This is a genomic window from Microbulbifer sp. (genome assembly GCF_036563125.1).
In the GTDB taxonomy this organism is placed as follows: domain Bacteria; phylum Pseudomonadota; class Gammaproteobacteria; order Pseudomonadales; family Cellvibrionaceae; genus Microbulbifer.
Genome location: NZ_DATCMV010000068.1, coordinates 59,155 through 85,923 on the forward strand (window position 1 = coordinate 59,155; position 26,769 = coordinate 85,923).

A 26,769-nucleotide genomic window follows, 5' to 3' on the forward strand; every position below is an offset into this window, starting at 1 on the left:
TCAAAGTCCCCCACAGGCGGTAAGTCCGCCATCCACTACCACGCATTCACCATTGGTGTAACTGCTGGCATCAGACACCAGATACAGGACGGTACCGGCCATTTCTTCCGGTTCCGCGTGCCGGTGCATGGGAATATGGCCGATGGCGGTGTTGTAGATTTCCTCGTGAGAAAACAGCGCACCGGCAAATTTGGTTTTGGTGAGGCCGGGCAGCAGCGCGTTTACGCGAATATTGAACTGCGCACATTCCTTGGCAAATGCTTTGGTCATATTCACCACTGCGGCCTTGGTAATGGAGTAAATTCCCTGCCCCACCCCCGGCTGCAGTGCGTTGATGGAAGCGGTATTGACGATGCAGCCACCGCCGTTTTCCCGCATCAGCTTGCCCGCTTCCACCGACATGAAGAAGTAACCGCGGATATTGACCGCCACGGTCTTCTCGAAGGCACCGATATCCGTATCGAGGATATGGCCGAAATAGGGATTGGTGGCGGCGTTGTTCACCAGGATATCCAGCTTGCCGTACTTGCTGCGGATATGGCTGAATACCTGTTCGATATCTTCCATATTGCCGATGTGGCAGGGCACTGCTTCGGCCTTGCCGCCGGCGTCATTGATGGCATCGGCTACCGCCTGGCAGCCCTCAATCTTGCGGCTGGAAACCAACACATGCGCCCCCTGCTCCGCCAGCAGTTTTGCAATCGCTTCACCGATACCGCGGCTGGCTCCGGTTACCAGGGCAATTTTCCCAGTCAGGTCAAAAAGATTGGTCGCCATAGAATTCTCCTGTCATTCTTCTAACAATCGTTGTTTGTTTTATTACTGCTCGTTTTCAATGACATCCAGCGCCAGCGTGGCCAGGGGACCGACGAAGGCGCCGAGCTTTGCTGCATTTTTACTGGAGGCATTGCCGTCGTGGGCACGCTTGGCTACGCCCTGGATGATGGCGGCGAGACGGAAGAAACTGAACGCGAGATAAAAGGCCCAGTTGTCGATGCGCTCGATACCCATGCGTTCGCAGTAGCGGGCGACATACTCTCGCTCAGTGGGAATGCCGAGGCTGTGACGATCCACCCCCATCAGCCCGGAGATGTTGCCACTATCCGCAGGCATGCGCAGTTGCATGCACTGGTAAGCGAGATCGGCAAATGGATGTCCCAGGGTGGAAAGTTCCCAGTCCAGCACCGCGATGGCGCGGGATTCGGTGGGGTGAAACATGATGTTGTCGAGACGATAGTCGCCGTGCACCAGGGAAACACGGCCATCATCCGCCGGCAGGTTTTCACCCAACCACTGGATCAACTGGTCCATGGCACTGATGGGCTGCAGTTCCGATGCCCGGTACTGGCCCTGCCAGCGTTCAAATTGCCGTTCGAAGTAGTTTCCCGGGCGTCCGTAATCGGATAGCCCCACAGCGTCGCTGTTGACACTGTGCAGTGCGGCCAATACCCGGTTCATTTCTTCGTAGAAAGCACTGCGTTCGCCGTTGTTCAGTTCCGGCAGTGCGGCGTCCCAGAAAATCCGGCCCTCGCAATATTCCATCAGGTAGAACATGGAACCGATGACGTCGCGGTCTTCACACAGGTGCAACACGTTGGGCACGGGTACATCACTGCCGGCGAGTGCCTGCATCACGCGAAATTCGCGGTCCACCGCATGGGCGGATTTCAGTAGTTTCCCCGGTGGCTGGCGGCGCAGCACATAGTTGCCCGCACTGGTCTGTATTTTGAAGGTGGGATTGGACTGCCCGCCGGAGAACTTGCTCGCGTGTACCGGGCCATCAAACCCGGGGATTTTGCCCTTTAAGTAAGCGGATAATTTTTCCGTATCCAGCTGATCCACCGCGGCAGGAATTTTTACCTCAGACATTCAACCCACCTCCGCGGCATAAGCCGCAGCCAGATTGCGGCCCAGCTGCATCATGTGCACCTGGTCCGGACCGTCGGCGAGGCGGATGGTGCGTGCATAGGCATAGGCTCGTGCCAGGTGGAAGTCCTGCCCGAGGCCGGCAGCACCGTGAATCTGCATGGCCCGGTCGATGACATTGCAGGCCATTTGCGGGGCGACGATTTTGATCATGGCAATCAGGTCCCGCGCCGCCTTGTTGCCGTAGCGATCCATCTGATCGGCTGCCTTGAGGGTTAGCAGGCGCGCCTGTTCAATTTCGCAGGCGGACTTGGCAATGTCCTCGCGTACGGAACCCTGTTTGATCATGGGGCGACCGAACACCACACGGTTTTCCGCGCGCACGGCCATCATTTCCAGCGCACGCTGGGCCTGGCCGATCAGGCGCATACAGTGGTGGATACGGCCCGGGCCAAGTCGCCCCTGGGCAATTTCAAAGCCGCGGCCTTCGCCGAGAATCAGGTTTTCCGCCGGCACCCGCACATTGTCGAAAATGATTTCGCCGTGGCCCTCCGGTGCATCGTCGTAACCGAACACGGTCATGGGGCGAATCACTTTTACGCCGGGTGTATTCATCGGCACCAGTATCTGGGATTGCTGGCGGTAGCGGTCGGGGCTGTCCGGCGCGGTCTTGCCCATCACGATCATGATTTCACAGCGGCGGTTCAATGCGCCGCTGATATAGAACTTATGGCCATTGATGACGTAATCATCGCCATCGCGCACGATTTCCGTTTCGATATTGGTGGCATCACTGGAAGCCACTTTCGGTTCGGTCATGGCGAAAGCCGAGCGGATCTCCCCCGCCAATAGCGGTTTCAGCCAGCGCTCTTTCTGCGCGTCCGAACCATACTGGGCGAGCACTTCCATATTGCCGGTATCCGGCGCACTACAGTTGAAAATTTCCGAGGAAAACAGCACGCGGCCCATTTCCTCCGCCAGCGGTGCGTATTCCAGGTTGGTCAACCCGGCACCGTATTCGCTACCTGGCATAAACAGGTTCCAGAGACCCGCATCCCGCGCCTTTTGTTTAAGCTCTTCCATAATCGGTGGCTCGCCCCAGCGATCCTGTTCCAGTTGTTCCAGATAAAGGGATTCAACGGGGATGACCTCTTCCGCCATAAACTGTTTCAGGCGCTGCAGCAGGTTCTGTACTTTGGGGGAATATTCAAAATTCATTTTTTCACTCTTCTATGTGCCCGGTGCTTGATGTCTGTTGCCGGCTTGGTCAGCTGTAGGTGATGAACTCTCGACGCTCGCGATTATCGAGATGTGGCAGGTGGTTGAAACTGTGCAGGCTCACACCGCTGCGGCCGGCAAAGAAATGACTGACGGCGGTGTTTTTTATCTGCATGTTCAACTGGGTCACGCTATTGGACGGCGCGCCCAGAATCTGCCGCACCATCATGGCGATGGCACCGCCGGAACTCACCACCAGGGTCTTGCCACCGCGAGCGCCGGCAGCGAGCACACCCAGCACTTCCTCGATACGCTGCTCGAACTGCTGCCAGGATTCCCCCGCTCGAATTTCGCCCGCGGACCATGCGTACATGGCCTTTTTCAGAAAACGGTAGTAATCCGCGCGCTCCGCCCCTGAAGTCGGTGCGGCCTGCGGATTTTTTTCGCGGTAGGCGCTCATCACCTGCTTGAAATCAAATTCATTTAGTTGAGGCAGCTCCTCCACGATGTGGCTCGAAAGCCCCAGCCCTTCACAGATACCTTGCGCGGTTTCGCGGTGCCGCTGCAGATCGCCACTGACAATGTGATCGAACTGCAATCCGTCTTCCGCCCAATGCTCCCCGAGCCAGCGCGCCTGCTGCCAGCCGAGTTCCGATAACTGGTCGTAGTTGTCGCTACCAAACGACGCCTGACCATGGCGCACTACAAAAATTTCTGGCACAGCCGCTCTCCCGTGATTGGCAATGTAAACGAAGGGTTGAAGCTTTCGAATTACGTCAGGGGTTATTCACTCCCCCGGTCCTGTGAGGGATAAAGCTATCGATTCCTTGGGAATCATCAAAGTTTATTATGTAAATATTCAACCATTCATACCGGTGATACCATGACGGGAATTCCGAAGGGAGGGAAAGTGACCATGCAGCTGCAGCAGATCGATATGAATCTCTTCCCGGTGCTCGATGCCATCTACAACACCCGCAATCTCACGCGCGCGTCGGAGCGCCTGCATATCACCCAACCCGCCGTGAGCAACGCCCTGGCGCGCCTGCGCCGCGCACTGGATGACCAATTGTTCACACGCACCCCAAGCGGAATGAGCCCAACACCCCTGACAGAGAACATCATGCCCAAGGTGCAACAGGCACTGGCCCTGTTGGGCAGCAGCGTGACCGGACACCACCGCTTTGAACCCGCGAGCGCGCACAAAACCCTGCGGGTTTCCATGAACGACATGGCGGAGACACTGGTGTTGCCGCGACTACTGGAGCATCTGCAAACGGTGGCGCCGGGGGTCAGCGTCGAGTCTTACTATGTGCCGCGGGACCAATTGGTGAAGGAACTGGCCGCCAACAGCCTGGACTTTGCCCTGGATATTCCCATGGTCTCGGCCACCCAGCTCAATCAGCAGCGCCTTGTGGCAGACCGATACCAGTGCATGGTGCGCCCAGATCATCCGCTGGCAGGCGCATCCAGCCTTACCCTGGAGCAGTATCTGGAGCTGGAGCATATCCACGTTTCCAGCCGCCGCAGTGGCCCCGGAATCGCGGATATTGCACTGAACAAGCTCGGCCGGCGGCGCAGGGTGAAGCTGCGGGTGCAGCACTACCGGGTCGCTCCGCTGGTGGTATTGAAGACCGACCTGGCACTCACGGTACCGGTCAGCCTGGCCCGGCAGTACCCGGCAAAGTGCTTCGAGCTGCCGTTCCAGATACCGCAGATGGACTGGCACCTGCTGTGGCACCGCAGTCAGGATGAGGAAGGAGCCAACCGCTGGCTGCGGGAACAGGTGATAGAAATGTTCGGCAGCTAACGAATACCCGGATCAGGAGATGGGAAGGACAGAAGATTCGGTCGGATTGGTCAGTGTCACTCGTTTCCAGAGCTTGTTATCCTTAGCTGACAATATGCAACTTTTTGCATATCTCAAACCGACAGGCGAAACCCAACCGGCTCCCACTGAACGAGAACGGGCGCCATACAATATGAGAATGACCACCATGTCACAGCAGCCTTACCCAAACCTGCTCGCCCCGCTTGACCTGGGCTTCACGACCCTGAAGAACCGCGTACTGATGGGCTCCATGCACACCAACCTGGAGGAGCATCCCGGTGGCTTTGCGCGGCTGGCGGCCTTTTATGGTGAGCGCGCACGAGGTGGCGTGGGCCTGATCGTTACCGGTGGCATCGCACCGAACGAGGAAGGCGGGGTTTTCCAGGGATCGTCAAAGATGACCACGGCGGAAGAAGCCGCGGAGCACCGCGCCATTACCGATGCGGTGCACAAGGAAGGCGGCAAGATCTGTATGCAGATTCTGCACGCCGGCCGCTACGCCTATAACCCCAATCTGGTAGCTCCCTCCGCCATCCAGGCACCGATCAACCCGTTCACCCCACGCGAACTCAGCGACGCGGAAGTGGAACAGCAGATCGAAGACTATGTGCGCTGCGCCACGCTGGCCCGTGAGGCCGGTTACGACGGCGTCGAGGTGATGGGTTCCGAGGGCTACTTCATCAACCAATTCATCGCCGCACGCACCAACCATCGCGACGACCGCTGGGGTGGCAGCTTTGAAAACCGCACCCGCCTGCCGATCGAGATCGTCAGCCGTATCCGCCAGGCCGTGGGCGAGGACTTCATCATCATCTACCGCCTGTCCATGCTGGACCTGGTGGAAGGCGGCAGCGACTTTGAAGAAGTCGTCGCCCTGGGCCAGGCCATCGAAAAGGCCGGTGCCACCATTATCAACACCGGTATCGGCTGGCACGAGGCGCGGGTACCCACCATCGCCACCAGCGTGCCGCGCGCTGCGTTCAGTGACATCACCGCCAAGGTGAAGCAGCACCTGAGCGTGCCGGTCATCACCAGCAACCGCATCAATATGCCGCAGGTAGGTGAAGACGTACTGGCCGCCGGCCAGGCGGACATGATTTCCATGGCGCGCCCGTTCCTCGCGGATGCAGATTTCGTCAACAAGGCGGCGGAAAACCGCGCAGACGAAATCAACACCTGTATCGGCTGTAACCAGGCCTGCCTGGACCACACCTTCGAGATGAAGCTGACCTCCTGCCTGGTAAACCCCCGCGCCTGCCACGAGACCGAGCTGAATTACCTGCCGGTAGCAACCGCGAAAAAAATCGCGGTGGTAGGTGCCGGCCCTGCAGGCCTCGCCGCCTCCACCGTCGCCGCAGAGCGCGGCCACCATGTCACCCTGTTCGAAGCGGGCGACAAGGTGGGCGGCCAGTTCAATATCGCCAAACAGATTCCGGGCAAGGCCGAATTTGAAGAAACCCTGCGCTACTTCAAACGCCGCCTGGAAGTCACCGGTGTGGAAGTTCGCCTTAACACCATCGCTACCGAGGAAAACCTGGAAGGCTTTGATGAGGTCATCATCGCCACCGGAATTTCCCCGCGCACTCCGCCGATCGACGGCATCGACCACGCCAAGGTTCTCACCTACCTGGACGTGCTGAAATACAAAAAGCCAGTGGGCAAAACCGTAGCCATTATTGGCGCCGGCGGTATCGGCTTCGATGTGGCGGAATACCTCACTCACAGTGAGGAGCACACCAGCGAACTGATCGCCAGCAGCAAGCAAGAGTTCTTCGACGAGTGGGGCGTGGACATTGAGCTGGAACACCGCGCCGGTCTGAAACCGCAACTGCCGGTGACCAGCCCGCGCCAGATTTTCCTGCTGCAGCGCAAGGCGTCCAAAGTTGGTGCCGGCCTCGGTAAGACCACCGGCTGGATTCACCGCACCAGCCTCAAGCATCGCAAGGTGCAGAACCTGGCGGGGGTCAGCTACGAGAAGATCGACGACCTGGGCCTGCACATCCGCGTGGGTGACGAACAGAAGGTTCTCGACGTTGACAATGTGATCATCTGTGCCGGCCAGGAACCGCTGCGTGCACTGCACGATGCCCTGCAGGCAAAGGGTCAATCCAGCCACCTGATCGGTGGTGCGTTTGAAGCCGCAGAGCTGGATGCCAAACGCGCTATTGACCAGGGCTCCCGCCTCGCGGCCGGCCTGTAACGCGACTAACTGGATGAGCAGGATGCCCACAGGGCTTCCTGCTCATCCAGTGGTTTCGAACTAGGCTGCAAGCAACCCAGAAAAAAATCGGCCAGCGCTTTACTACGTCTGCAGCTATGTGTTCGCCGCTTCCTCTCCTGCATTGGCTGGCACTGCTGCCGGTACAGACGCGCTCTGGAATTGACTACTGACTCGATACAGATACAGCACTACACCGCACAGCAGGAACATTCCCCAGTAGAGTGCGGATCCGCCCAGCCACTCAATCACAAAGCCTCCCACCAGTGGTGCACTTGACCACCCGAAGGTATAAAACGAAGTAGCGCCAAAATAACTTCCCCGCAAATGATCGGGAGCCATTCGATCTACCTGGATGCTCATTGTCGGGAACAAAATGGTTTCCGCAACACTCACCACAAAAGCGGCTCCCAGCCAGCCATAAAACCAGTGGATCGGATTAATCGCGAACCACACCTGCCCCGCCGCCAGAATAAAAACACCCATCACGATGCGAACGTTCACACTCAATCCGCCCAGCAATTTCAGCAATGGAAACTGAAGCAGGATAATGGTCGTGGCATTGACCAGGATCATACTGGAGATCAGCTGTATCAGCCCCGGGGCACTGGCCTGAGTAAGATACTGCACCAAGCTCGAATCCATATGTGCGTAGATAAACAGGGTGAGGATATTGGCCAATACCACAATCAGAAACGCCCTATCCTGCTGTAACACCCGCACCGTCGCCCGAAAGCTGGTTGCCGGATTCCGCCTGGCTCTCGCCGCTAATCCGGACGTTGTATAACGGAATGCCCACACAAACCCGAGACACAGAAACAGATAGCTCACCGCCGTAAGGCCGAAGGTAGACTGTTGCGCACTCAAACCCGCCCAGACCCCGACGATCGGACCAAGGGCCGCACCCACATTAACCAGGAAATAACGGAACTGCAGCGCCAGTTCGCGGCATCTCTGTTCCGGAATCAGATCACCAAACAATGCGCTGGCCGGCGCCTCCCAGATCGCACGACCGATGGAACAGAGGGTAATCGAGACAATAAATGCCGATAGCGATTCCGCCAGTGCAAGCAGAGCAAAGGCACAGGTATTGATCGCCGTACCCAAAATCAGGAGGTTACGCCGACCGTAGCGATCGGACAGGGTACCCGCATAGAACCCGAGCAGGGTTGCGACCATCGCAGACACACTGAGAATGAGACCGATATTTGCCGGACCCAGTGCAAATTTTTCGTGCAGTAAAATCGCCAGAAACGGCCACACCATAAAGTAGGTGCCACGCCCGAAAAAGCTGCCTATAAGAACAATCCATATCAAAGGCGGTAAGCCATAAAGCGATTGCCACCACTGCCTGTCCATGCCGATTTCTCCCACGTTGACGGCAAAAAAAAACCCGGAGGCCACGACCATCCGGGTTTTTCCTGGAGGGTCTTGATGAAACCCTCCAGAACACACAATTTGGTAATCTGTCAGGTAATCATGCTACGCACTCGAATGACTACTGCGGAGCAATGCATGGAAACGACCAGGCACTTACGCAGGTTTTCAGCTAGCACTTGCGCAGAAACAGCAATCACTTCAGACAAAGCGGAGCCAGCCTTGGTTGAGACGCGTTTGGAGGAGTGAGACATGCAGAAGCGCACACAGGCAGTCAGTGCCAGCAATACCTGCTGCCATCGAAGACCTGAAAGATTAGCGCGCTTTATCTGAACGTTCATTTGAATCGGTACTCGGTAATGCCGAATAGTTTCCATTGTTGTTCCCGAATATTTGTCGCTACCCGGTGAACAGCAATCTATTGAATGATTGATAACAAGGCATCCATCATATCCGACTTAATGCACTACGCAACCGCTATTTAACGGGTTTTTCGCATTTTTTCGCATGGAAATAATTTGGTCATAGAAGTACTTAGCCTCCACCGATATGACAACTTCTATACTGAATGATGAATCCCGTGCGGGATTGCCCGAGAAATCCCGCTTGAAAAGCCCGAGAAGAAGGAAGCGCTGTGCCATGTCCGACACCAAAAATCGAGACAATAACGATAGTAAAGCCCGTGAAAATACGCTGCTCATTGAGACGGACTGCGGAATTCTAAAGGGCAGAATTACTACGGTTAACGCCAGCGGTGTGGGTGGCACCACAGGGCAAGTACGGCAGTTTCTCGGCATTCCCTACGCAGAAGCCCCTGTTGGCGCATTGCGCTGGTGCCCTCCCCGTCCACCATCGCCGTGGAACGGAGTAAGGGATGCCACCCGCTTCGCCATGCCCGCCCCGCAAAATCCCAACCTACTGTTTGAGATCCGCGGACCGAATAGCGAGGAGCCGGACAATGAGGATTGCCTTTACCTGAATATCCATGCTCCCGTTTATCCGGAACACTCTCGATTACCGGTAATGGTATGGGTTCACGGTGGTTCCTTTTACCTGGGGTCGGGCTGTCAGCCCCTGTACGATGGCCAGCACCTCGCTGGCAGCGGTCGCGCAATCGTGGTCACGATTAATTACCGATTGGGCGCACTGGGCTTTTTGCGCCTCAAAGATATCAGCGACATTCCCGCAACCGGTAATGAAGGCATTCTCGACCAGATCGCCGCGTTACGCTGGGTACAGAAAAATATTGCAGCATTTGGCGGTGATCCCGACAACATTACTCTTTTCGGCGAATCCGCTGGCGCCATGAGTATCGCCGGTCTGTTTGCCGCACTGGACGAGAACAGCGAACCTCTTGCGGGCAGGCTCTTTCACAAGGCGATCGTACAAAGTGGCAATCCCGGTGTTTACAGTCACCGGGAAAAGGCCTCAGCGATGGCGGATAAATTCTGCGAGATCTTGTCCTCACTGCGCGAAGGCGCACCGCTAAGCCGTCCTCCCACCACCCGGGAACTACTCAAGGCCCAGGAAATACTATTGAATGACCCGGAAACAAATCAGCACTGGGGGCACCTCCCGTTCAAACCGGTGTTGGACAGCGAACTGATTACCCGTCCGCCCATAGATGCCATACGCAACGGTGCCGGTTCCAGCGTCGCCATCATGGTGGGCAGCAACCGGGATGAATGGAATCTGTTCAGCGCGGCGCGCCCGGAAACCCTGACACTGGATGAGCAACAGATTCGCCACCATCTGCGCCGTCTGTTGCCGGATAATTGGATTCAACCGCTGCTGGATCACTATCGGCAGCAGGCGGAATCCCTGACGGAAAGTCCGTGGCCGCTGTGGAGTCGCGCCTGGAACCTGATGCTCACCGATATGACGTTTACCGTGCCCGGCCTTCGCCTGCTGCAGGCCCATACCGGCAAGCGCTTTCACTATCATTTTGCGCACCCCCTGAGCGCCCAGCCCATGCTCGGTGCCTGCCACGCTTCGGAGTTGGGGTACGTATTCGGCACCCACGGCGATCCTTCCCTTCAGCACCTCTACGGCGGGGAGCAGGAACCGCACTCTCTCAGCGAATCCATGCGCAATGCCTGGTTGAGTTTCGCCGAAAGCGGGAATCCCGGTGGCGACTGGCCGGGTTTTGACCAGGGCCACAGCCGCTGTTTTGGCAATCCTGACACTAACCCAGTGGATACACGTGCGCTGCAGCAGGTGTGGGAAATTCTGGATGACAGGAATCTCCGCGGCTTTCTATAGACCCTGATCATGGATCAAATCGTCGACGCTCTCGCCACGGACTGTGGCTTTCAAATAACGTTAGAATGCGTGACTGGATTGGCGGCCGACAGGCCGACGACACCCCATGATGAGAGGCAGATGATTTGCACCAGATATTGTTGATTCGCCACGGCGAAGCCGCGAAGTCACCCACCGACGCCGATCCCGGCCTCACGCCACTCGGCCAGCGACAAGCGGAAACCCTGGCCGACGATCTGGACCGACAGTTTCCGGGGGGCGAAGGCGTACGACTGGTGAGCAGCCCGAAAACACGCGCACGCCAAACCGCCATCCCTGTGGCCGGGCGCTGGCAGGCCCGGGTGGACGAACAACACAACGTCATTGAGATCCCCTCTCCCGAGGGCATGCCGCTGGCAGAGCGCGGTCAATGGATTCGCACACTGCTCAAAAGCCGCTGGGATACTCTCTCACCGGCGCAAGGAAATTGGCGTGAGGACATCACCGATTATCTGCTGCAGTTAGCGTCAACCAGGGACGAAGGAAGGTTCCACACCACTCTGGTTTTCTGCCACTTTATGGTGATCAATTCGGTGGTGGCGGCAATCCGCAATGATCTGCAGGTAGTGCAATTTTACCCGGACTATGCCTCGCAGACCCACCTGGCTATCGACGATGGAAAATTGCATCTCGTGCAGCTGGGGCAAGAAACAAATATCGGCAGTCTGATCCAGTAACGCAGAGCGGGGCCCGAAGGCCCCGCTCTGCGTTACTGGTTGTGATTATTCATCACCCCCACCTGCCAGCACCATCAATCCTGTTCGAGACTTTTGCTGACCACTTCATACAAATCCCGCGACAGCTCGCCACTGTCAGAGATTTTTTGCAGTGCTGCATGAATCTGCGCGGATTCCTGTGCTCGATATTTTTTCCAGCGCGTCAGGGGGGTAACGAGACGCGCGGCAATCTGCGGGTTGAGCTTGTCCAGCGCGATGACCTGATCCGCGAGGAAAATGTAGCCAGTGCCATCTTCCCGGTGGAACTGGGTGAAGTTACGCATGGTGTAACCAGCGATCACTGCACGCACCTTGTTGGGGTTTTTCACTTCAAACGCCGGATGTGCAATCAGCTTCTGTACTCTCTCCAGAGTACCGTACTTGGCACTGCCACTCTGCAGGCCAAACCAGGTTTCCACCACCTGGGTGTCCTGCTGCCACTGCTGATAAAACGCCTCCAGGAATTCCTCTGCCTGCGCTTCGGTGCCAAACTCCACCAGTGCTGCCAGTGCCGCGGCGGCGTCCGTCATGTTTTCTCCGCGCTCAAACTGCACCTTGGCCAGCGCCAGTGCCTCGGCACTGCCCGCCGCACACAGATAGGAGAGACAGGTATTTTTCAGGCTGCGCTCGGCAATATCCTCCGCCGTGGGGCTATAGGGTTTGTGCTGTTCCAGTGCGCGATAGCGGGAGAGGAATCGCTCCGCCAGTGCCGCCGCAATAGCGTCGCGGGCAAAAGTACGCGCAACGATGATCGCGGCAGCGTCAATTTCCCCGCCCTGCTCCGCGAGTTCCTGGGCACTGGGAAGAGCCAGCATTTTTGCCACCAGTGCCGGGTCCAGGGTCTCGTCATCCAGTACTGCTGCGTAGCCTTCGATCAACGCCGTTGGCTGCTGCAGTGCTTCACCAGCCCGATACTGCTGCTGCAACGACTGCAGGCTGTTCAGCGACAGGCGCTGGCAGGCGTCCCAGCGATTGAACGAATCGGTATCGTGCTGCATCAGGAACTGTAGCTGTGCACTGGAATAGTCGTAGCGCAGTTTTACCGGCGCCGAAAATCCGCGCAGCAGCGATGGTAGTGGACGGGATGCGATGCCGGAGAAGGTAAAGGTCTGGCTCGCCTCGGTGAGATGCAGCACCGCTTCCGTCTGCCCGGAGGCGTCAAGCGGCAGTGGCCTGCCGTCTTCTGCCAGCAGGCCAATCGTTACCGGAATATGCAGGGGCAGCTTGTCTTTCTGCCCCGGGGTCTCCGGGGTTTGCTGGCGAATGGTCAGGGAGTATTCCCCGAGCGCCTCATCGTAGCCATCCTCCACATCGAGCACCGGTGTGCCCGCCTGACTGTACCAGCGGCGGAACTGCTTCAGGTCCGCTCCGTTGGCGTCCTCCATCGCCGCCACGAAATCCTCGCAGGTCACCGCACAGCCGTCGTGGCGGTCAAAATACAGATCGCTGCCGCGACGAAATGCCTCCGGTCCCATGATGGTGTGAATCATCCGCACCACTTCCGCGCCTTTTTCGTACACGGTAAGGGTGTAGAAATTGGAAATTTCCATATAGGAATCCGGTCGCACCGGATGGGACATGGGACCCGCATCCTCGGCAAACTGGGAGGTGCGCAGCAGGGTCACGTCTTCGATACGCTTTACCGCCCGGGAGTTCATATCCGCTGAGAATTCCGCATCGCGGAAGACCGTAAAGCCCTCTTTCAGGCTGAGTTGGAACCAGTCGCGACAGGTCACCCGGTTGCCGGACCAGTTGTGGAAATACTCGTGCGCGACAATGGATTCGATACGCTGAAACGCCGCGTCGGTGGCGGTTTCCGGGCTGGCGAGGACACAGGCAGAGTTGAATATATTCAGCCCCTTGTTTTCCATCGCCCCCATATTGAAGTGATCCACCGCGACGATCATGAAAATGTCCAGATCGTATTCCCGGCCGTACACCTCTTCGTCCCAGCGCATGGAGTGCTTGAGGGATGTCATGGCATGGGCGCACTTGCCGATATTGCGCGCTTCGGTGAACAGCTGCAGCTTTACTTCGCGGCCACTACAGGTGGTGAAGCTGTCTTCTACATGCTGCAGATCCCCGGCCACCAGCGCAAACAGGTAGGACGGCTTGGCGAAAGGATCTTCCCAGGTCACGCTAAGACGCCCGTCCTCGGTGATACCGCTGTCGAGCTTGTTGCCATTGGAAAGCAGCACGGGATAAGTAGCGGGCGCAATAATGGTGGTGGTGAAAACCGACATCACGTCCGGGCGATCCGGATAGAAAGTGATTTTGCGGAATCCCTCCGCCTCACACTGGGTGCAGTACATTCCATTGGAGAGATACAGTCCCTCCAGAGACGTATTGGCCTCTGGCGCGATGCGTGTCTCCACTTCCAGCTCGAACTCGGGTGTGTCTATGCTGACAGAAAGTCCGCCGGCCCGTTGCTCGTAGCGCTGTACAGGGAGAAGCTCGCCATTTACGGAAACAGAAAGCAGTTCGAGATCCACGCCATCGAGCCACAACGGTGGCAGAGTTTCGTTCGCCTGAGCCACTGCCGGATTGCGCCGGATTTTTAGCCTGGATTTCACCAGCGTGGCATGCGGGTCGAGTTCAAAACTGAGATCCGTGTGGTCTACCAGATAATCCGGTGCCTGGTAATCCTTGAGGTAAATCGTACGCGCTTGGGAATCTTTCATTCACTACTATCTCTTTCAGAAATTGGTCGGCGCTTTGATCAATAGCCGGCGGCTTGCCCGTCCTTGCGGCTTTCGGACGCACCGTGATACACACCATTTTTGTCTTTCAGGATGGCCTGGTAGCCACCATACGGGCCGCTTTCAAAGCGTACCTGATGCCCCATCTGTACCAGCTCGCGCCGGGTTTCCATCGGGAAACCATCTTCGAGGCTGAGGTAGCCGCCATCTTCCATCAGCTCATCGGTGGGCTGACTGGAGCCGGTGTGCAGGATACGCGCCGCGTCGCCCGCCTCCTGAACGTTCAGGCCGAAGTCCACCATGTTGATAATCACCTGCGCGTGCATCTGCGGCTGCGTGGCGCCCCCCATAACCCCGAAGCTGAGCCAGGGTTTGCCATCTTTGGTCACAAAGGCGGGAATGATGGTGTGGAATGGGCGCTTGCCCGGCTGGTACTGGTTGAAATGGCCTTCTTTCAGACTGAACATCTCCCCGCGATCCTGCAGAATAAAGCCCAGTTCACCGGGTGTCATACCCGAGCCCATACCGCGATAGTTGCTCTGGATGAGCGACACCATATTGCCATCCCTGTCCGCGGTGGTGAGGTAGATGGTATCCCCATGGCGCAGGGCGACGGTACCGGCATCGTAACGCTTGGCGGCCTTGTCTCGGTTGATCAGCTTGCGGCGTTTATCCGCATAGGATTTCGAGATGAGTTCTTTTACCGGCAAATCGTTGAAGGCGGGATCCGCGTAATATTTGGCGCGATCCTCAAACGCGAGCTTTTTCGCCTCGGTAAACAGGTGTACATACTCAGGGCTCAGGCGCCCCAGCTTCGCCAGGTCGTAGCCCTCGAGAATATTGAGGATCTGCAGCGCCGCAATACCCTGGCCATTGGGCGGCAGCTCCCACACGTCGTAGCCGCGGTAGTTGGTGGACACCGGTTCCACCCAGTCCGATTGGTGGCCGGCCAGATCCTCAAAGGAAAGGAAACCGCCATTGGCCTTCATATAGCGGTCTATCTCCTGAGCGATATCCCCTTTATAGAAGGCGTCGCGACCGCCGTCTGCGATTTTCTGCAGGGTTTTCGCCAGTCGCGGATTGCGGAAGATTTCCCCCTCCTGCGGCGCACGACCATCGGGCATGTAGGTTTCACGGAAGCCCGGGTATTTCTCCAGCACCGGCACCGAGCGATTCCAGTAATAGGCCACCAGCTGAGTCACCGGAAAGCCGTCATTGGCATACTGGATCGCCGGAGCCAGCAGCTCTTTCATCGGCAAGCGACCAAATTTTTGGTGCAGTTCAAACCAGCCGTCCACCGCGCCCGGTACGGATACGGGCAAGGGACCATGGGCCGGGATCTTGTCCAGATTATTGTCGGCGAAATAACGGAATGGCAGCGATTTCGGCGAGCGCCCACTGGCGTTCAAACCGTGCAGCTTCTTGTCCTTGGCGCTCCAGACGATGGCGAACAGATCCCCGCCAATTCCATTGCCCGTCGGCTCCATCAGTCCCTGGACCGCGTTTGCCGCAATGGCGGCGTCTACCGCACTGCCACCTTTCTTCAGGATATCCAGCGCCACCTGGGTCGCCAGCGGCTGGCTGGTAGCGGCCATGCCCTGAGTGGCAAGTACTGGCGAACGGCTGGCGAACCCTTCACCATTGATGCGGTCATAGGCATGAACGCTATTCACCAGTGACAGAGTGCCCAGCAATGAAACCGCGGTCATCGCCAGTACCCCCCGGACCTGCCTGGCTTTCCCGCGTATATCTGTCATTCCAAATTTCACAATTTTTGCCCCTGTCGTTATTCTCACGAGTTAGTCTCTACATTTAGAAGTGGATTCTCAAGTCGGTCAACCGAGGTTTTCGTGCGATTTGCCCCCCGCGCCCTGAAAATCATTACAGGCTCCATGGTACTTCTCCTGCTAGTCGCGGTTGGCGGCTGGATGGCGAGACATGCTTGGTTACCGGCAGTGATCAACCGCCCACTGGATGGCCTACACCTGGCGGAAATACAGGGGCTGGAACTTGTCCGCACAGAACAGGGGATCAGCGCACAAATTGAGCACCTGCGCCTGGAGACCCGCGACCGATTTTCTTTCGAACTGAGCGGCATATCGGTGAGTCACGTTCCCACCCTGCTGCGCAAGTTGCTGAGCACCAGAACGCAATCCCCGCCGGCGTCTGAGGTGATCGTCGAATACCTGAGTCTCGTCTCATCACCCGAATCGATCACCGATACCGGTAACGTTGCCGGCGACAATACCGTTCCTGAGCCGGCACAGGGAGATCCGAAAGCAAACGCCCGCCCCCCGGAAATTGGCAACACCAGGCGACCTGATGGTGCTACCGGTCTCGCGCTCGGGAAGACGCTGCAAGGCCTGCGCAATCTACCAGTACGCAAACTGGAAGTCCGACACATTAGCTGGCCCAACCGGATCGATGACGCGCTTTCATTTTCTGCGCTGCAATCTCCCGAACACAGGATCAATGCTGAACTGCGCAGCAATCGCTGTGGTGAGTGCCGCCTGGAGCTGGGAATCGAGAATGAGGAGTCTCTGCCAAGGGCAACGTTGAAACTAGTGCACGCAGAGCTATCCATAGCACGACTGGATACACTATTGGCGCCGGCAACAGAAACAGATCACGAAGACCACCCGGCAGAATGGAAATTTGACAGTCATCTGGAGTTAGCCACCGGACAACTGCGAACGCTGATACAGCAGATTGGGATCAACAGTAACAAGCCGGAGGTCTGGATCGATATTGTGCAATCACTGCACGGAACTCTGGATTTGAAAATCCGCGGCGAAATCCCGGACCAGTTTACCGGCGCAGGAGACCTGCGCAATATCACTGTGGATATGGAAACCCGTGCACTTGCCGCGACGTTACCGGAGGAGATTACCGGTCTCCCACTCACAGCTGAAATCACCACCCCACAGCCGGTCAAACTGCTTATCCACGCAGTTACCCCTCTGTCTGTGGGATCTGTAGTGGGAGCATTGGAGCTCCGTATCGGCCGCAGATCTGAACCAGAGCATGTCCCGATAGTAACTCCCCTACTGACCAGTAATTTCGTACTGGCCACAGAGAACAGTATTCCGCGCGTACAATTCCGCGGACAGACAAAGCTGGACGAAGTGTCGCCACTTTGGCAGTCGCACAAGTGGCAAGATTTACGCAGGCAAATTCCACTGGCGGCAATGCACGGAACCGCGACATTCGCCGGGGGGTTTACGCTCCCGGGTTTCGATGGGCTTGTGAGTGGCATCGAAGTACCAGAGATCCGTCAAGTTCTCGCAGAAATTGCCCTGGAAGACGAGGCGGTATTTCAGCTGGAACTGCCAGCAGACGACAATCCGTTAGCGGCAGTTAACTGGCAACAGCCTCTGATCAAGCTAAATGGCGGCGGGCCAATCAAGATTTCATCCATGCGACTTCCCGGCAGGGTGGATCTGGAGCTTTCCCGGCTTTCCTTTTCTGTACAGGAAGCGGTTAAACCCCGTCAGAAAAATGGCACATCACCCGAGCTGCAAGGCGAGCTGGAAAAATTTCACTGCCGCGGTTTGCCCGCCATTAATTGCACCCTGCAATTAAAGGCAACAATACCAGAACTGATACTGCCGAAAGCCAGCACGAGCGTGAGCAACATCAACCTCGCACTCGCCGAAGCGCAGGTTACCTCTGCAGAAGCCGGTAAAATGTCCGTCGCGCTGCGGGAACTGAACATGAGTGCCGGCCAGGGAATCTCTGGAGATATCACCATTGGCAAACCTGAGTTTTTTGTACAACAGACCAAGTGTCAGCTGCAAAATGGCACACTGTCCTGCGAAGCTCCACAAATGGCGGTGAACCTCGACCCACTGGGCATCGGTGAAGATCAGCTACGCGGTGTAGTATTTGTTGAAGACCTGAGCGTTACTCACCACATTGACCAACCAATGAAGCTCCGTGCCGCCGCAAGTTTCCACGCAGACAGCCTGAACATTCGCGCGCTGAAGCAATACAAAGCCGATATTGCCACCCGCGGGCAATGGCAGTTTGTGGATCAGCAGATCAGTGGCCGCAGCGACATCAGTGGCGGGCAAGTTACGCTCCATGCCTCCTGGCGACACAACCTGAAGAATGGCCAGGGCAGTCTGAAGCTTGAGCTTCCACAGACGGAGTTTTCCCCCAAAAGCAACCTGGGCCGCAGCGTGCATGGGCTGCCCGCAGATATCGTCGGCGGAAAATTACAGGCTGAGGCCAGCCTCAGCTGGCCTGCGTCGGGAAAAGATCAACTACAGCTCACGTTTACCGATACCGCCCTCCAGCGCAATGACAGTTTTGCGGTGGGCATCAACGCACAGGTCGCCCTGCAGCAGGACGCCGGTAAATGGGTAACGGCGAATCCGGTTCCGGTTTCCGTAAAGTCGCTAGACACAGGCGTGGCAGTCAACAATATGCATTTCTTGCTATCGCTGACTGCCAACGGAGACCTGACGCTGGGTAGTTTCTCCGCTGAGCTGCTGGAAGGGGCACTCACCGCCGACAAACTGGTGTGGAACCTGGAAGGTGAGGAACGCCACTCCCGCTTGCAGTTCACCGGACTCTCAATCGGCGCCCTGGCGAAGGAAATGGAATCCACCAATTTTGCTGCCAGCGGCCTGCTCGACGCGAGTATCCCACTCACTACCGACCGACAGGGAATCACCGTCGATAATGGCACAGTGCAATCCCGTCCACCCGGCGGCAGGCTGCGCTATTACGGCGCCTTTTCTCCCAGCATGCTCGGAAGTAACCCCCAGCTCAAACTGCTCGCCGGTGCACTGGAGGATTACAACTACCGGGACATTTCTGGCACCATGAGTTACCCCTTGAGCGGGGATCTTACCCTGAACCTGAAACTGACCGGGCGCAGCGTGGCCATCGATGCCAACCGTGACCTGATTATCAACCTGAATTTGGAAAACAACGTGCCGTCGATGCTGCGCTCCCTGCAGGCCAGTCGTGACCTCACCGATGTACTGGAACGTCAGGTGCAATAAACCGCATCATTGCCCAAGTTCAGCACCGTTTTGAGCGTATGCCAAAGCCTGTTCAGTTACGGTTAATCGGACAATATCTATAGTAATCATCAACAACTCTCAGGTACCTCGGCGGTAACCAGACTGAAACACAAAAACGTGTAAACCTGAGAAACGAAGGAGTATTCAGTGAAGCAGTCAGGAATTTTCAAACAGGCGGCAGTGTGCCTCGCGCTGCTGTCCGGGAGCGCCCTGATGGCAGCCTGTACGCCAACGATAGCGGTGCAAGCCCCCAATGAGCCGATAACCGTCAATCTCAACGTCAAGATTGAGCATGAAATTCGCGTGAAAGTAGACAGGGAACTCGACGACCTGTTTGAAGACAAGGAAGGGATTTTCTGACGCCCGTGGGCGATAGACTTACCCATAATGATTTAGACAAGGAAAACAGACTATGTCCGGATTTACATCCATGAAAAAACTGCTTAATGGCTTGCTGGCCCTGACCCTGCTGATTGCCCTGCCGGCCAGTGCGATCACCCTCAAAGAAGCACAATCTCAGGGCCTGGTTGGCGAAGCCAACAGCGGTTATATCGCTGTTGTACAGGAGAGTTCCCCGGAGCTGGAGAAGCTGGTGGCGGAAGTTAATAGCAAGCGCAAGCAGGAATACGCCGCCATTGCCCAGCGCAACAATATCGACATTGCCCAGGTCGCCGCCCGCGCAGCGGAAAAGCTTGAAGCTCGCCTGAGCAAGGGAGAGTATTATCAGGATAATTTGGGGCGCTGGCAGCAGAAATAATTCTGCTCGCGGTTTCCCCCTAGCGGCTGCCTTTTAAGCGCTAACTTAAGTACCAATTTAAATACCAAGCCCGGCAAGGCAGGCTGCAGAAGCAAGCCCAGAAATACAAAACCCGCAACGCAAGTTGCGGGTTTTGGCTAGCGATAGTTTAGAGGAGCGATTATTCAGTCCGCGCCTGTAAACAAATCAGAGATTGGCAAAGAGAGACATACCGTCGAGCCCCTGGCTCTCCATTACTTCGCGCAGGCGCTTCAGCGCATCCACCTGAATCTGGCGTACGCGCTCACGGGTAAGGCCGATTTCACGGCCGACTTCTTCCAGGGTGCTGGCTTCGTAACCGCGCAGACCAAAGCGGCGGGAGACCACTTCACACTGCTTGTCCGGCAGTTCGCCCAACCAGCGATTGATACTTTCGAACAGATCTTCATCCTGCAACAATTCTGCGGGATCGGATTCGTGCTGATCGGGAATGGTATCCACCAGAGTCTTTTCGGACGAAGGGCCAATGGGTGTATCTACCGAAGTGATACGCTCATTGAGGCCGAGCATCCGCTCAACGTCTTCCACCGGTTTTTCCAGCAGGTTGGCAATTTCCTCCGCAGAGGGCTCATGGTCGAGCTTCTGTGCCAGTTCGCGGGAAGCGCGAAGATAAACGTTGAGTTCCTTGACCACATGAATCGGCAGACGGATGGTGCGCGTCTGGTTCATGATGGCCCGTTCAATGGTCTGGCGAATCCACCAGGTGGCGTAGGTAGAGAAACGGAAACCACGTTCCGGATCAAATTTTTCTACTGCGCGAATCAGACCCAAATTGCCTTCTTCGATCAGATCCAGCAGCGCCAGGCCACGGCTCACATAGCGGCGGGCGATTTTTACCACTAGCCGCAGGTTACTTTCAATCATGCGCTTGCGCGCCGCCACATCACCACGCAGGGCTTTGCGAGCGTAGTAAACCTCTTCCTCCGCAGTCAGCAGAGGAGAAAAACCGATTTCGTTGAGATAAAGCTGAGTAGCGTCAAGATTTTTGTTTGCGTGGGGGTCATCCATCCTGCGGATGGTGGTTTTCGGTGCAGGGCTTTTCGTTATAGATCTAGGTGAGATGGTTTCGGAGCTTTTCTTGGCCGCCTTTCTCCGTGGGCGGCTGGTTTCTACTTCTTCATCTTCGGATAAGGAATCGTCTTCATCCAATTCCAGAGTTTCATCATAGGAATCGTCGTTATCCAGCGAGTCGATCGAGAGATCGGCCCTGGTATCGTATTCCAGATGATCACGACGTTGTGCTTCCATTTCCCCAACTCCTTGTACTTTGCCTGTATCAGCCGCTTCGACAGCTTGCGATCGCTGAACCGGTCGCTGTCAGACGCGACAGCCTCCGTTCCCGGCAACTCACCCTCAATGGTGAGTAGTGTCACTGCAGGGCAGTTAATGCCGATCCCGGTGACTACCTCAAGTGGTTATAAATAAAAATCCATTTTTATTGCACAACAGCGTATTGGCAGGCAGGTACTTGCGCCTCTTACACCAGACAAATCACGGTAGGTAGGCCATGGGGTCTACCGGCTGACCATTCCGGCGAATTTCGAAGTGGAGCATATCGCGGTCGGTACCACTCGAACCCAGTTCCGCTATCCGTTGCCCCGCCTTGACCTTCGCACCTTCACCCACAAGCAGTTTGTCGTTGTGGGCATAAGCACTGAGGAACTCCTCACTGTGCTTGATGATCAAAAGCTTACCGTAACCTCTCAGTGCGCTTCCGGCGTAAATCACTGTGCCATCCGCCGCTGCCTGAACAGATTCCCCCTTTTTACCGGCGATATCAACACCCTTTCGCAAGGGGTCACCCGGCTGGTAGGTGGCTATCACCCGTCCTCGCACTGGCCACTGCCATTTCGTGCCAGATGTGGATTTGGCCGAATTTGACGTTTTTGGGGTACTAGTCGATACGGGTTTCCTGGTATTCACCGCGGCTTTTTTGACCGGTACACGGGGCTTTTCTACTACCGTGACAGGCTTCGCAGTCACCTTTACAGGCACTCTTCCGGAGAGCTGCAAGCGCTGTCCGGGAAATATCCGATAGGGTGAAGAAATACCGTTTAACGAAGCTAACTCTTTGAAATCCTTACCATATCTCCAGGCTATGGAGTAAAGAGTTTCCCCTTTGCTGACGGTGTGCTGCTGAATTCTGTGACTCGGAGGCTGCTGCAGAGTCGAGGTGGGAGCAAAATTGCTGGCGCAGGAAACTGTGCCGGCACAGAGTATGAAAAGGCCTAGAACCCGGCACAGGAGAAAGTAAATTTGGCGCAATTCTCCTTTCGAGATTCCAGTTTTCCCTGTGCTGAACTGTCGATATTGGCGCCGTTTCATTATTCTCTTTTTACATCAAAGGGGTGCATTTATGGAAAAAGTGTCTAAAGAATACCGTGGATTTTATGCGCTTAGCGGGCAAAAAAACCTGCACCTTTCCTCGCCCATCAACACCGGAATTTTCCGGCGTAACGCCATGGAGTTACGCCGGGAAATCGCCTGTCATGTTCTGGAAATACAGCGGTAATCCGCAGCTTCCGCAAATGTCAGCTTCGACTCATTTTTCCTGTACGACATTTCCTACATGTCGCCAGCTGAGCCATTCGATGGCGAGCACCAGGATAACCGCTGCCACCGCCGCAACTGCCGCCGCGAGAAAATGGGAGGGCTGGCCGGATACACTGGCAAACTCTGCAGGCAATACATTGGACATCATCGGCGCGAGTTTCTCACCATTCAGCCCCGCCATTTCACTGGTGGCCAGTTTCCACGGCCAGACAATTTTCAGGCTGCCAAGCAGTATGCCCACCAGAAATGACAGGGTCACACCAGGGAAGCGATGCATCAGCCACGACAGCAGGCGACTAAACAACAGCAAGCCACTGCCGGCACCGGCAGCGAACCAGGCGAGCGCACTAAGCTGAAATTGATGTACGGCCGCAATCACCTGCGGATAGATGCCGATCATCAGCAATATAAAGGAGCCGGAAATTCCGGGCAGGATCATCGCACAGATCGCCAGAGCTCCGGAAAAGAACAGCGTGATGGGTGTCGCAGCTATTTCCGTGGGCCGCATTTCACTCACCAGAATTGCCAGCGCCACGCCCAGTACCAGAGCCAGCCAGCACTGCCACCGCCAGTCTCGGATATGCCGGACAATGGGCACCACCGAGGCGAGAATCAGACCGAAAAAGAATGCCCAAACTACGATGGGATACTCGTGCAGCAAAAAACTGATGAGCTTGGCGAGGCTGAAAATACTGGTCAGGATGCCGGCGAACAGCGCCAACAGAAAATTCCCGTTGATCTGGCGCCACGCCGCCGCAACCCCCTGTTTCCATAGGGTGGTCAGTGTATGCGGGCCGATACGGCTGAGTGAGTCCAGCAGCTCCTGATAAATACCGGTGATAAACGCAATGGTTCCGCCGGACACACCGGGCACCACATCTGCAGCCCCCATGGCAACACCGCGGGCAGCCACACCCCAATAGCGACCGCGAAACAAATCCAGAGACATCAGCGCACTACTCCACTCAAAAGGGGGACGAAGCGCACCGGCTCCGCCTTTTCCACATCAAACCGGTTGCCGTCTTCGCTGCGGGTCACGATGGTCAGAAACTGGCGCTCGCTTCCCACCGGGATAACCAGCACCCCACCCGGTGCCAGCTGTTCCCTGAGTTCATCGGGAACACTCGCCGGCGCAGCAGCACAGAGAATGGCGTCGTAAGGGCCCTGCTCCGGCCAGCCGTAGCCACCGCTGCTGAGACGCATCTCCACGTTAAAGATCCCCAGCTCCCGCATTCGCTGACGCGCCTTGGCGAGCAGCGGTTCGATACGCTCTACGGAATACAGCTTGTCTACCAGACGGGCGAGAATAGCGGTCTGGTACCCTGACCCTGCACCTACTTCCAGCACGCGGGCGCGCGAGCGAGCACGACTCATCAGAAGCTCGGTCATGCGGGCGACGATGTAGGGTTGGGAGATGGTCTGGCCGTAGCCGATGGGCAGGGCGGTGTCTTCGTAGGCGCGGAGAGCCAGGGCCTCATCCAGAAACAGGTGACGGGGTGTGGATGCCATCACATCCAGCACCTCCTCGCTGCTGATACCTTCGTCCCGCAAGCGCTGAATCAGGCGATTGCGGGTACGCTGGGATGTCATACCCAGACCTTCGTGTCTCAAACGATCCATAAGGACGCACTGTCTCCCTGCAAGCAATTCACTGAAATGCCAAATTCCCAGCACATCCAGCGACTGGCCGGGGTCACAAATGCGCCACCGGTCACATTTTGTTGTCGTTTATTTTATTGCGCGATCGGACTGATTGACCAGCTCAGCCACTTCACGCAGTAGCGCAGTAGCAAACGTACCTGGGGGAAGGGCGAAAGTGACCGTCAGATCGTCGCCCTGCCACAGGTACTGGAATCCCTCCGGCTGCAGTACCAGCCCGCGCCGCTCCTGGCTGAGCCCGCAGTGTTCAAGCCAGTCACACCAGGGTTTCCAGGGCTCCATGGCCTCGCTTTCAAGTTTCAGCTGGGCGTCGGCGGCCAGGTTGCGGCCGCGCCCCCAAAGTGGCCCTGTGGGGATAGGTTCCGGCTCACCTTCCAGCGCAACCTGCCAATTCCCCTGTTCGATGCGGCGGGCCAGTACCTGATTGAACAGCCAGCTGCGGGCGGCAGACATGGCGAATGCCTTCTGGTTGCGCGGCGTGCGCCGGCGCTTTCCCGCCGCCTGCTCCGCCAGCATTGTTTCTACCAGATTCAGGTTGCCACCTTCATGGCCGAAACGCTGCTCGCCAAAATAATTGGGGACACCGGTTGCGATACGTTCCAGCACCGCCTCAGCGGCAGCGCGGTCACCCTGCACATTGCGCAGACGGATCTCAAAGCGATTACCCAGGTGCTCGCCACGACGAAGCTTGCGCTGGCCGCGGAAGTGCTGCAGCACCTGTACTTCTTCATTTTCCAGCCGCTTCCAGTCCGGCTCCGGCTTTTGCGCCAGCCACACACTGAACCACTGGGTAGTCACCGCATGGCGGTCCTTGAGGCCAAAAAAGCCCACATCGTTGCTCTGCACCCCGGCCAGTTGCGCCAGTTGCTGGGCAACATAGCCGGTGTTGGCGCCGCGTTTACGGATATGTAAATAGACGTGCTCACCCTCGCCCTCCAGCGGCGCAGCGAGTTCGTCCACCACAAAGTCTTCCGGCTCGGAGCGAAAGTCTGCGGTGATGGCGGCGCCGCCGAGAGCCCGGGGCCAGTCGAGGTTCCAGTCCTGTTTGTTTTCGCTCACGGTGCACTTCCTGCAGCTCGGTCCAGCAGCACTACCGCCTGCGCGGCAATACCTTCCTTGCGACCGGTAAAACCGAGTTTTTCACTGGTGGTGGCTTTGACACTGATGCTGTCGGCGCTTACCTGACAGTCTTCGGCAATATTTTCCCGCATGGCGTCGATGTGTGGCGCCATTTTCGGGGCCTGCGCGATGAGGGTGGCATCGGCGTTGACCAGGCGGTAGCCACGCTGGTGAATCAGGCTCATTACGTGACGCAGCAGCACACGACTGTCGGCACCGGAGTAGGCATCATCGGTGTCGGGGAAGTGTTTGCCAATATCACCCAGTGCCAACGCCCCCAATAGCGCATCGGCAAGCGCGTGCAGCAGTACATCGCCATCGGAGTGGGCGACGAGGCCCTGCTCGTGGGGAATGACAACGCCACCGAGGACTACGTGATCGCCGGGACCAAAGGCGTGTACGTCAATGCCCTGGCCAATTCTCAAATTCATACATTCTTTCCTGCAGAGTGTTCACCAGCCCGGTGTTGCAACAGGGCCTCCGCCAGTATCAAGTCGGCCGGATGGGTGATTTTGAAGTTGCTGCGGCAGGCGGCCACCAGTTCAGGGTGATAACCCGCCTGCTCCAGTGCGCTGGCCTCATCGGTGATCGCGAGCGGATTGTTTTCGAGCCCCCGCATCAGGGTGTCGCGCAACAGGCCAAGCGGTGCTTTTTGCGGTGTCTGCGCGAGCCATATCTGGTCTCTCGGCAGAGTCTGTCGAACCACTGTGGTACCGCCTTCGCCCGGCTGTGACTGTTTGATGGTGTCACTGGCGGGTTGCGCCAGCAGTGCCATGGGCGCGGCGGCGAGCAATTTCTGTATATCGTCGAGGGCGACCAGGGGCCTGGCGGCGTCATGTACGAGCACTGGGGTTGCGGGATTCACACGCGCGCTGAGGTAATCGAGCGCAGCGAGAACGGAATCAGCTCGTTCGGCCCCGCCAGTAACGGTGAACACTCTCGGATCCTGCGCGGCAGCGATGCTTGAAAACTCGCGGTCATCGGCGGCAATGGCGACGATGACCCCCTCGAGACCCGGCCAGGACAGGATGTTTTCCAGGGTATGGGCAATCAGGGGGTTGCCATTGAGCGGCAGGTACTGTTTGGGAGTTTCTGCCCCCATACGCTTGCCGGAGCCGGCAGCGGGGACGATGACCCAGTAATTGCTTTCAACTGGGTTTACGGAGGTGATCATTCTTTTTCTCGCTGTGCCTGCTCAGGAGTCTTTTGCTTGTCCTGGTCGAGAAAAATAAACAGGGTTTCGCCTTCTTTAATGAGGCCGAGATCGTAGCGGGCTTTGGCTTCTACGCCGTCGGTACCTTCCTTGAGGCTGCGAACTTCCCGCAGTAGTTGGCGGTTCTCGCGCTCGAGCGCAGTGTTTTTATGCTGCTGCTCGGCAAGCTG

At 57.0% G+C, this 26,769-nt stretch carries 22 protein-coding genes; 7 read left to right on the forward strand and 15 right to left on the reverse strand.

Translation table 11 applies throughout. The annotated features are described in order from the left end of the window. From VIL80_RS05705 to VIL80_RS05720, 4 genes are read right to left on the reverse strand one after another with little or no spacing between them, the layout of a single operon-like run. Positions 1 to 777, reverse strand: a complete 777-nt coding sequence (locus tag VIL80_RS05705; protein ID WP_332035183.1) for an SDR family oxidoreductase — start codon at positions 775 to 777, stop codon at positions 1 to 3. A 42-nt stretch (positions 778 to 819) separates the two neighbouring features. Beyond that, the gene (locus VIL80_RS05710; protein WP_332035184.1) at positions 820 to 1,869 is read right to left on the reverse strand and encodes a phosphotransferase; all 1,050 of its coding nucleotides are present in this window, start codon (positions 1,867 to 1,869) and stop codon (positions 820 to 822) included. Next, a complete protein-coding gene (locus tag VIL80_RS05715; protein WP_332035185.1) occupies positions 1,870 to 3,084 on the reverse strand; it encodes an acyl-CoA dehydrogenase family protein in 1,215 nt (404 codons plus the stop codon). It lies immediately after the preceding gene. Positions 3,085 to 3,133: 49 nt separating this feature from the next. After that, positions 3,134 to 3,805 (reverse strand): histidine phosphatase family protein, encoded by a 672-nt coding sequence (locus VIL80_RS05720; protein ID WP_332035186.1) that lies wholly within the window; start codon positions 3,803 to 3,805, stop codon positions 3,134 to 3,136. Between the two features lie 162 nt (positions 3,806 to 3,967). Here VIL80_RS05720 and VIL80_RS05725 point away from each other — a divergent pair, with 162 nt between their 5' ends. Continuing rightward, positions 3,968 to 4,894: a LysR family transcriptional regulator gene (locus VIL80_RS05725; RefSeq protein WP_332035187.1), complete on the forward strand. Its 927-nt coding sequence runs from the start codon at positions 3,968 to 3,970 to the stop codon at positions 4,892 to 4,894. Positions 4,895 to 5,081: 187 nt separating this feature from the next. Further along, positions 5,082 to 7,115 carry an oxidoreductase gene (locus tag VIL80_RS05730; RefSeq protein ID WP_332035188.1) on the forward strand — a complete coding sequence of 678 codons (2,034 nt, stop codon included), beginning with the start codon at positions 5,082 to 5,084 and terminating at the stop codon, positions 7,113 to 7,115. A 114-nt stretch (positions 7,116 to 7,229) separates the two neighbouring features. On the opposite strand, the gene VIL80_RS05735 is transcribed toward VIL80_RS05730, so the two are convergent. Next, positions 7,230 to 8,543: an MFS transporter gene (locus VIL80_RS05735; RefSeq protein ID WP_332035189.1), complete on the reverse strand. Its 1,314-nt coding sequence runs from the start codon at positions 8,541 to 8,543 to the stop codon at positions 7,230 to 7,232. Positions 8,544 to 9,149: 606 nt separating this feature from the next. Between VIL80_RS05735 and VIL80_RS05740 the strand changes: the two genes are divergently transcribed. Continuing rightward, complete coding sequence (locus VIL80_RS05740; RefSeq protein WP_332035190.1) at positions 9,150 to 10,772, forward strand: carboxylesterase/lipase family protein; 1,623 nt, start codon at positions 9,150 to 9,152, stop codon at positions 10,770 to 10,772. 125 nt (positions 10,773 to 10,897) lie between these two features. Further along, on the forward strand, positions 10,898 to 11,488 hold the full coding sequence (locus VIL80_RS05745) for a histidine phosphatase family protein (protein ID WP_332035191.1): 591 nt from the start codon (positions 10,898 to 10,900) through the stop codon (positions 11,486 to 11,488). 74 nt (positions 11,489 to 11,562) lie between these two features. Here VIL80_RS05745 and pepN read toward each other — a convergent pair whose 3' ends face one another. Together pepN and ggt are read right to left on the reverse strand one after the other, a co-directional pair. Continuing rightward, positions 11,563 to 14,208 carry an aminopeptidase N gene (gene pepN / locus VIL80_RS05750; protein WP_332035192.1) on the reverse strand — a complete coding sequence of 882 codons (2,646 nt, stop codon included), beginning with the start codon at positions 14,206 to 14,208 and terminating at the stop codon, positions 11,563 to 11,565. 38 nt (positions 14,209 to 14,246) lie between these two features. Then, positions 14,247 to 15,983, reverse strand: coding sequence for a gamma-glutamyltransferase (gene ggt, locus VIL80_RS05755; protein WP_332035193.1), 1,737 nt, complete (start codon positions 15,981 to 15,983; stop codon positions 14,247 to 14,249). 171 nt (positions 15,984 to 16,154) lie between these two features. Here ggt and VIL80_RS05760 point away from each other — a divergent pair, with 171 nt between their 5' ends. The 3 genes from VIL80_RS05760 (at position 16,155) to VIL80_RS05770 (ending at position 20,016) form a co-directional block, all read left to right on the forward strand. Further along, positions 16,155 to 19,238, forward strand: coding sequence for an intermembrane phospholipid transport protein YdbH family protein (locus tag VIL80_RS05760; RefSeq protein WP_332035194.1), 3,084 nt, complete (start codon positions 16,155 to 16,157; stop codon positions 19,236 to 19,238). A gap of 168 nt (positions 19,239 to 19,406) precedes the next feature. Further along, entirely contained in the window at positions 19,407 to 19,619 is a 213-nt protein-coding gene (locus VIL80_RS05765) for a YnbE family lipoprotein (RefSeq protein WP_332035195.1), read from the forward strand. Positions 19,620 to 19,689: 70 nt separating this feature from the next. After that, positions 19,690 to 20,016, forward strand: coding sequence for a YdbL family probable chaperone protein (locus VIL80_RS05770; protein ID WP_332035196.1), 327 nt, complete (start codon positions 19,690 to 19,692; stop codon positions 20,014 to 20,016). A 186-nt stretch (positions 20,017 to 20,202) separates the two neighbouring features. Here the strand turns inward: VIL80_RS05770 and rpoS are convergent, their stop codons facing one another. The 8 genes from rpoS to VIL80_RS05815 form a co-directional block, all read right to left on the reverse strand. Then, entirely contained in the window at positions 20,203 to 21,303 is a 1,101-nt protein-coding gene (gene rpoS, locus VIL80_RS05775) for an RNA polymerase sigma factor RpoS (protein WP_332035197.1), read from the reverse strand. Positions 21,304 to 21,546: 243 nt separating this feature from the next. Then, positions 21,547 to 21,849, reverse strand: coding sequence for a peptidoglycan DD-metalloendopeptidase family protein (locus tag VIL80_RS05780; protein WP_332035204.1), 303 nt, complete (start codon positions 21,847 to 21,849; stop codon positions 21,547 to 21,549). A 748-nt stretch (positions 21,850 to 22,597) separates the two neighbouring features. Beyond that, a complete protein-coding gene (locus VIL80_RS05790) occupies positions 22,598 to 23,557 on the reverse strand; it encodes a DUF368 domain-containing protein (protein ID WP_332035198.1) in 960 nt (319 codons plus the stop codon). Beyond that, on the reverse strand, positions 23,557 to 24,228 hold the full coding sequence (locus VIL80_RS05795) for a protein-L-isoaspartate(D-aspartate) O-methyltransferase (RefSeq protein ID WP_414684517.1): 672 nt from the start codon (positions 24,226 to 24,228) through the stop codon (positions 23,557 to 23,559). The genes VIL80_RS05790 and VIL80_RS05795 overlap by 1 nt, the downstream gene beginning before the upstream one ends. A gap of 108 nt (positions 24,229 to 24,336) precedes the next feature. Beyond that, the gene (gene truD / locus VIL80_RS05800) at positions 24,337 to 25,326 is read right to left on the reverse strand and encodes a tRNA pseudouridine(13) synthase TruD (protein ID WP_332035200.1); all 990 of its coding nucleotides are present in this window, start codon (positions 25,324 to 25,326) and stop codon (positions 24,337 to 24,339) included. Next, entirely contained in the window at positions 25,323 to 25,817 is a 495-nt protein-coding gene (gene ispF, locus VIL80_RS05805) for a 2-C-methyl-D-erythritol 2,4-cyclodiphosphate synthase (protein ID WP_332035201.1), read from the reverse strand. Before ispF ends, truD begins: the two co-directional genes overlap by 4 nt. After that, a complete protein-coding gene (gene ispD, locus VIL80_RS05810) occupies positions 25,814 to 26,560 on the reverse strand; it encodes a 2-C-methyl-D-erythritol 4-phosphate cytidylyltransferase (RefSeq protein ID WP_332035202.1) in 747 nt (248 codons plus the stop codon). The genes ispF and ispD overlap by 4 nt, the downstream gene beginning before the upstream one ends. Further along, the coding region (locus tag VIL80_RS05815; RefSeq protein ID WP_332035203.1) for an FtsB family cell division protein at positions 26,557 to 26,769 on the reverse strand (213 nt) is incomplete at its 5' end. The genes VIL80_RS05815 and ispD, both read right to left, overlap by 4 nt.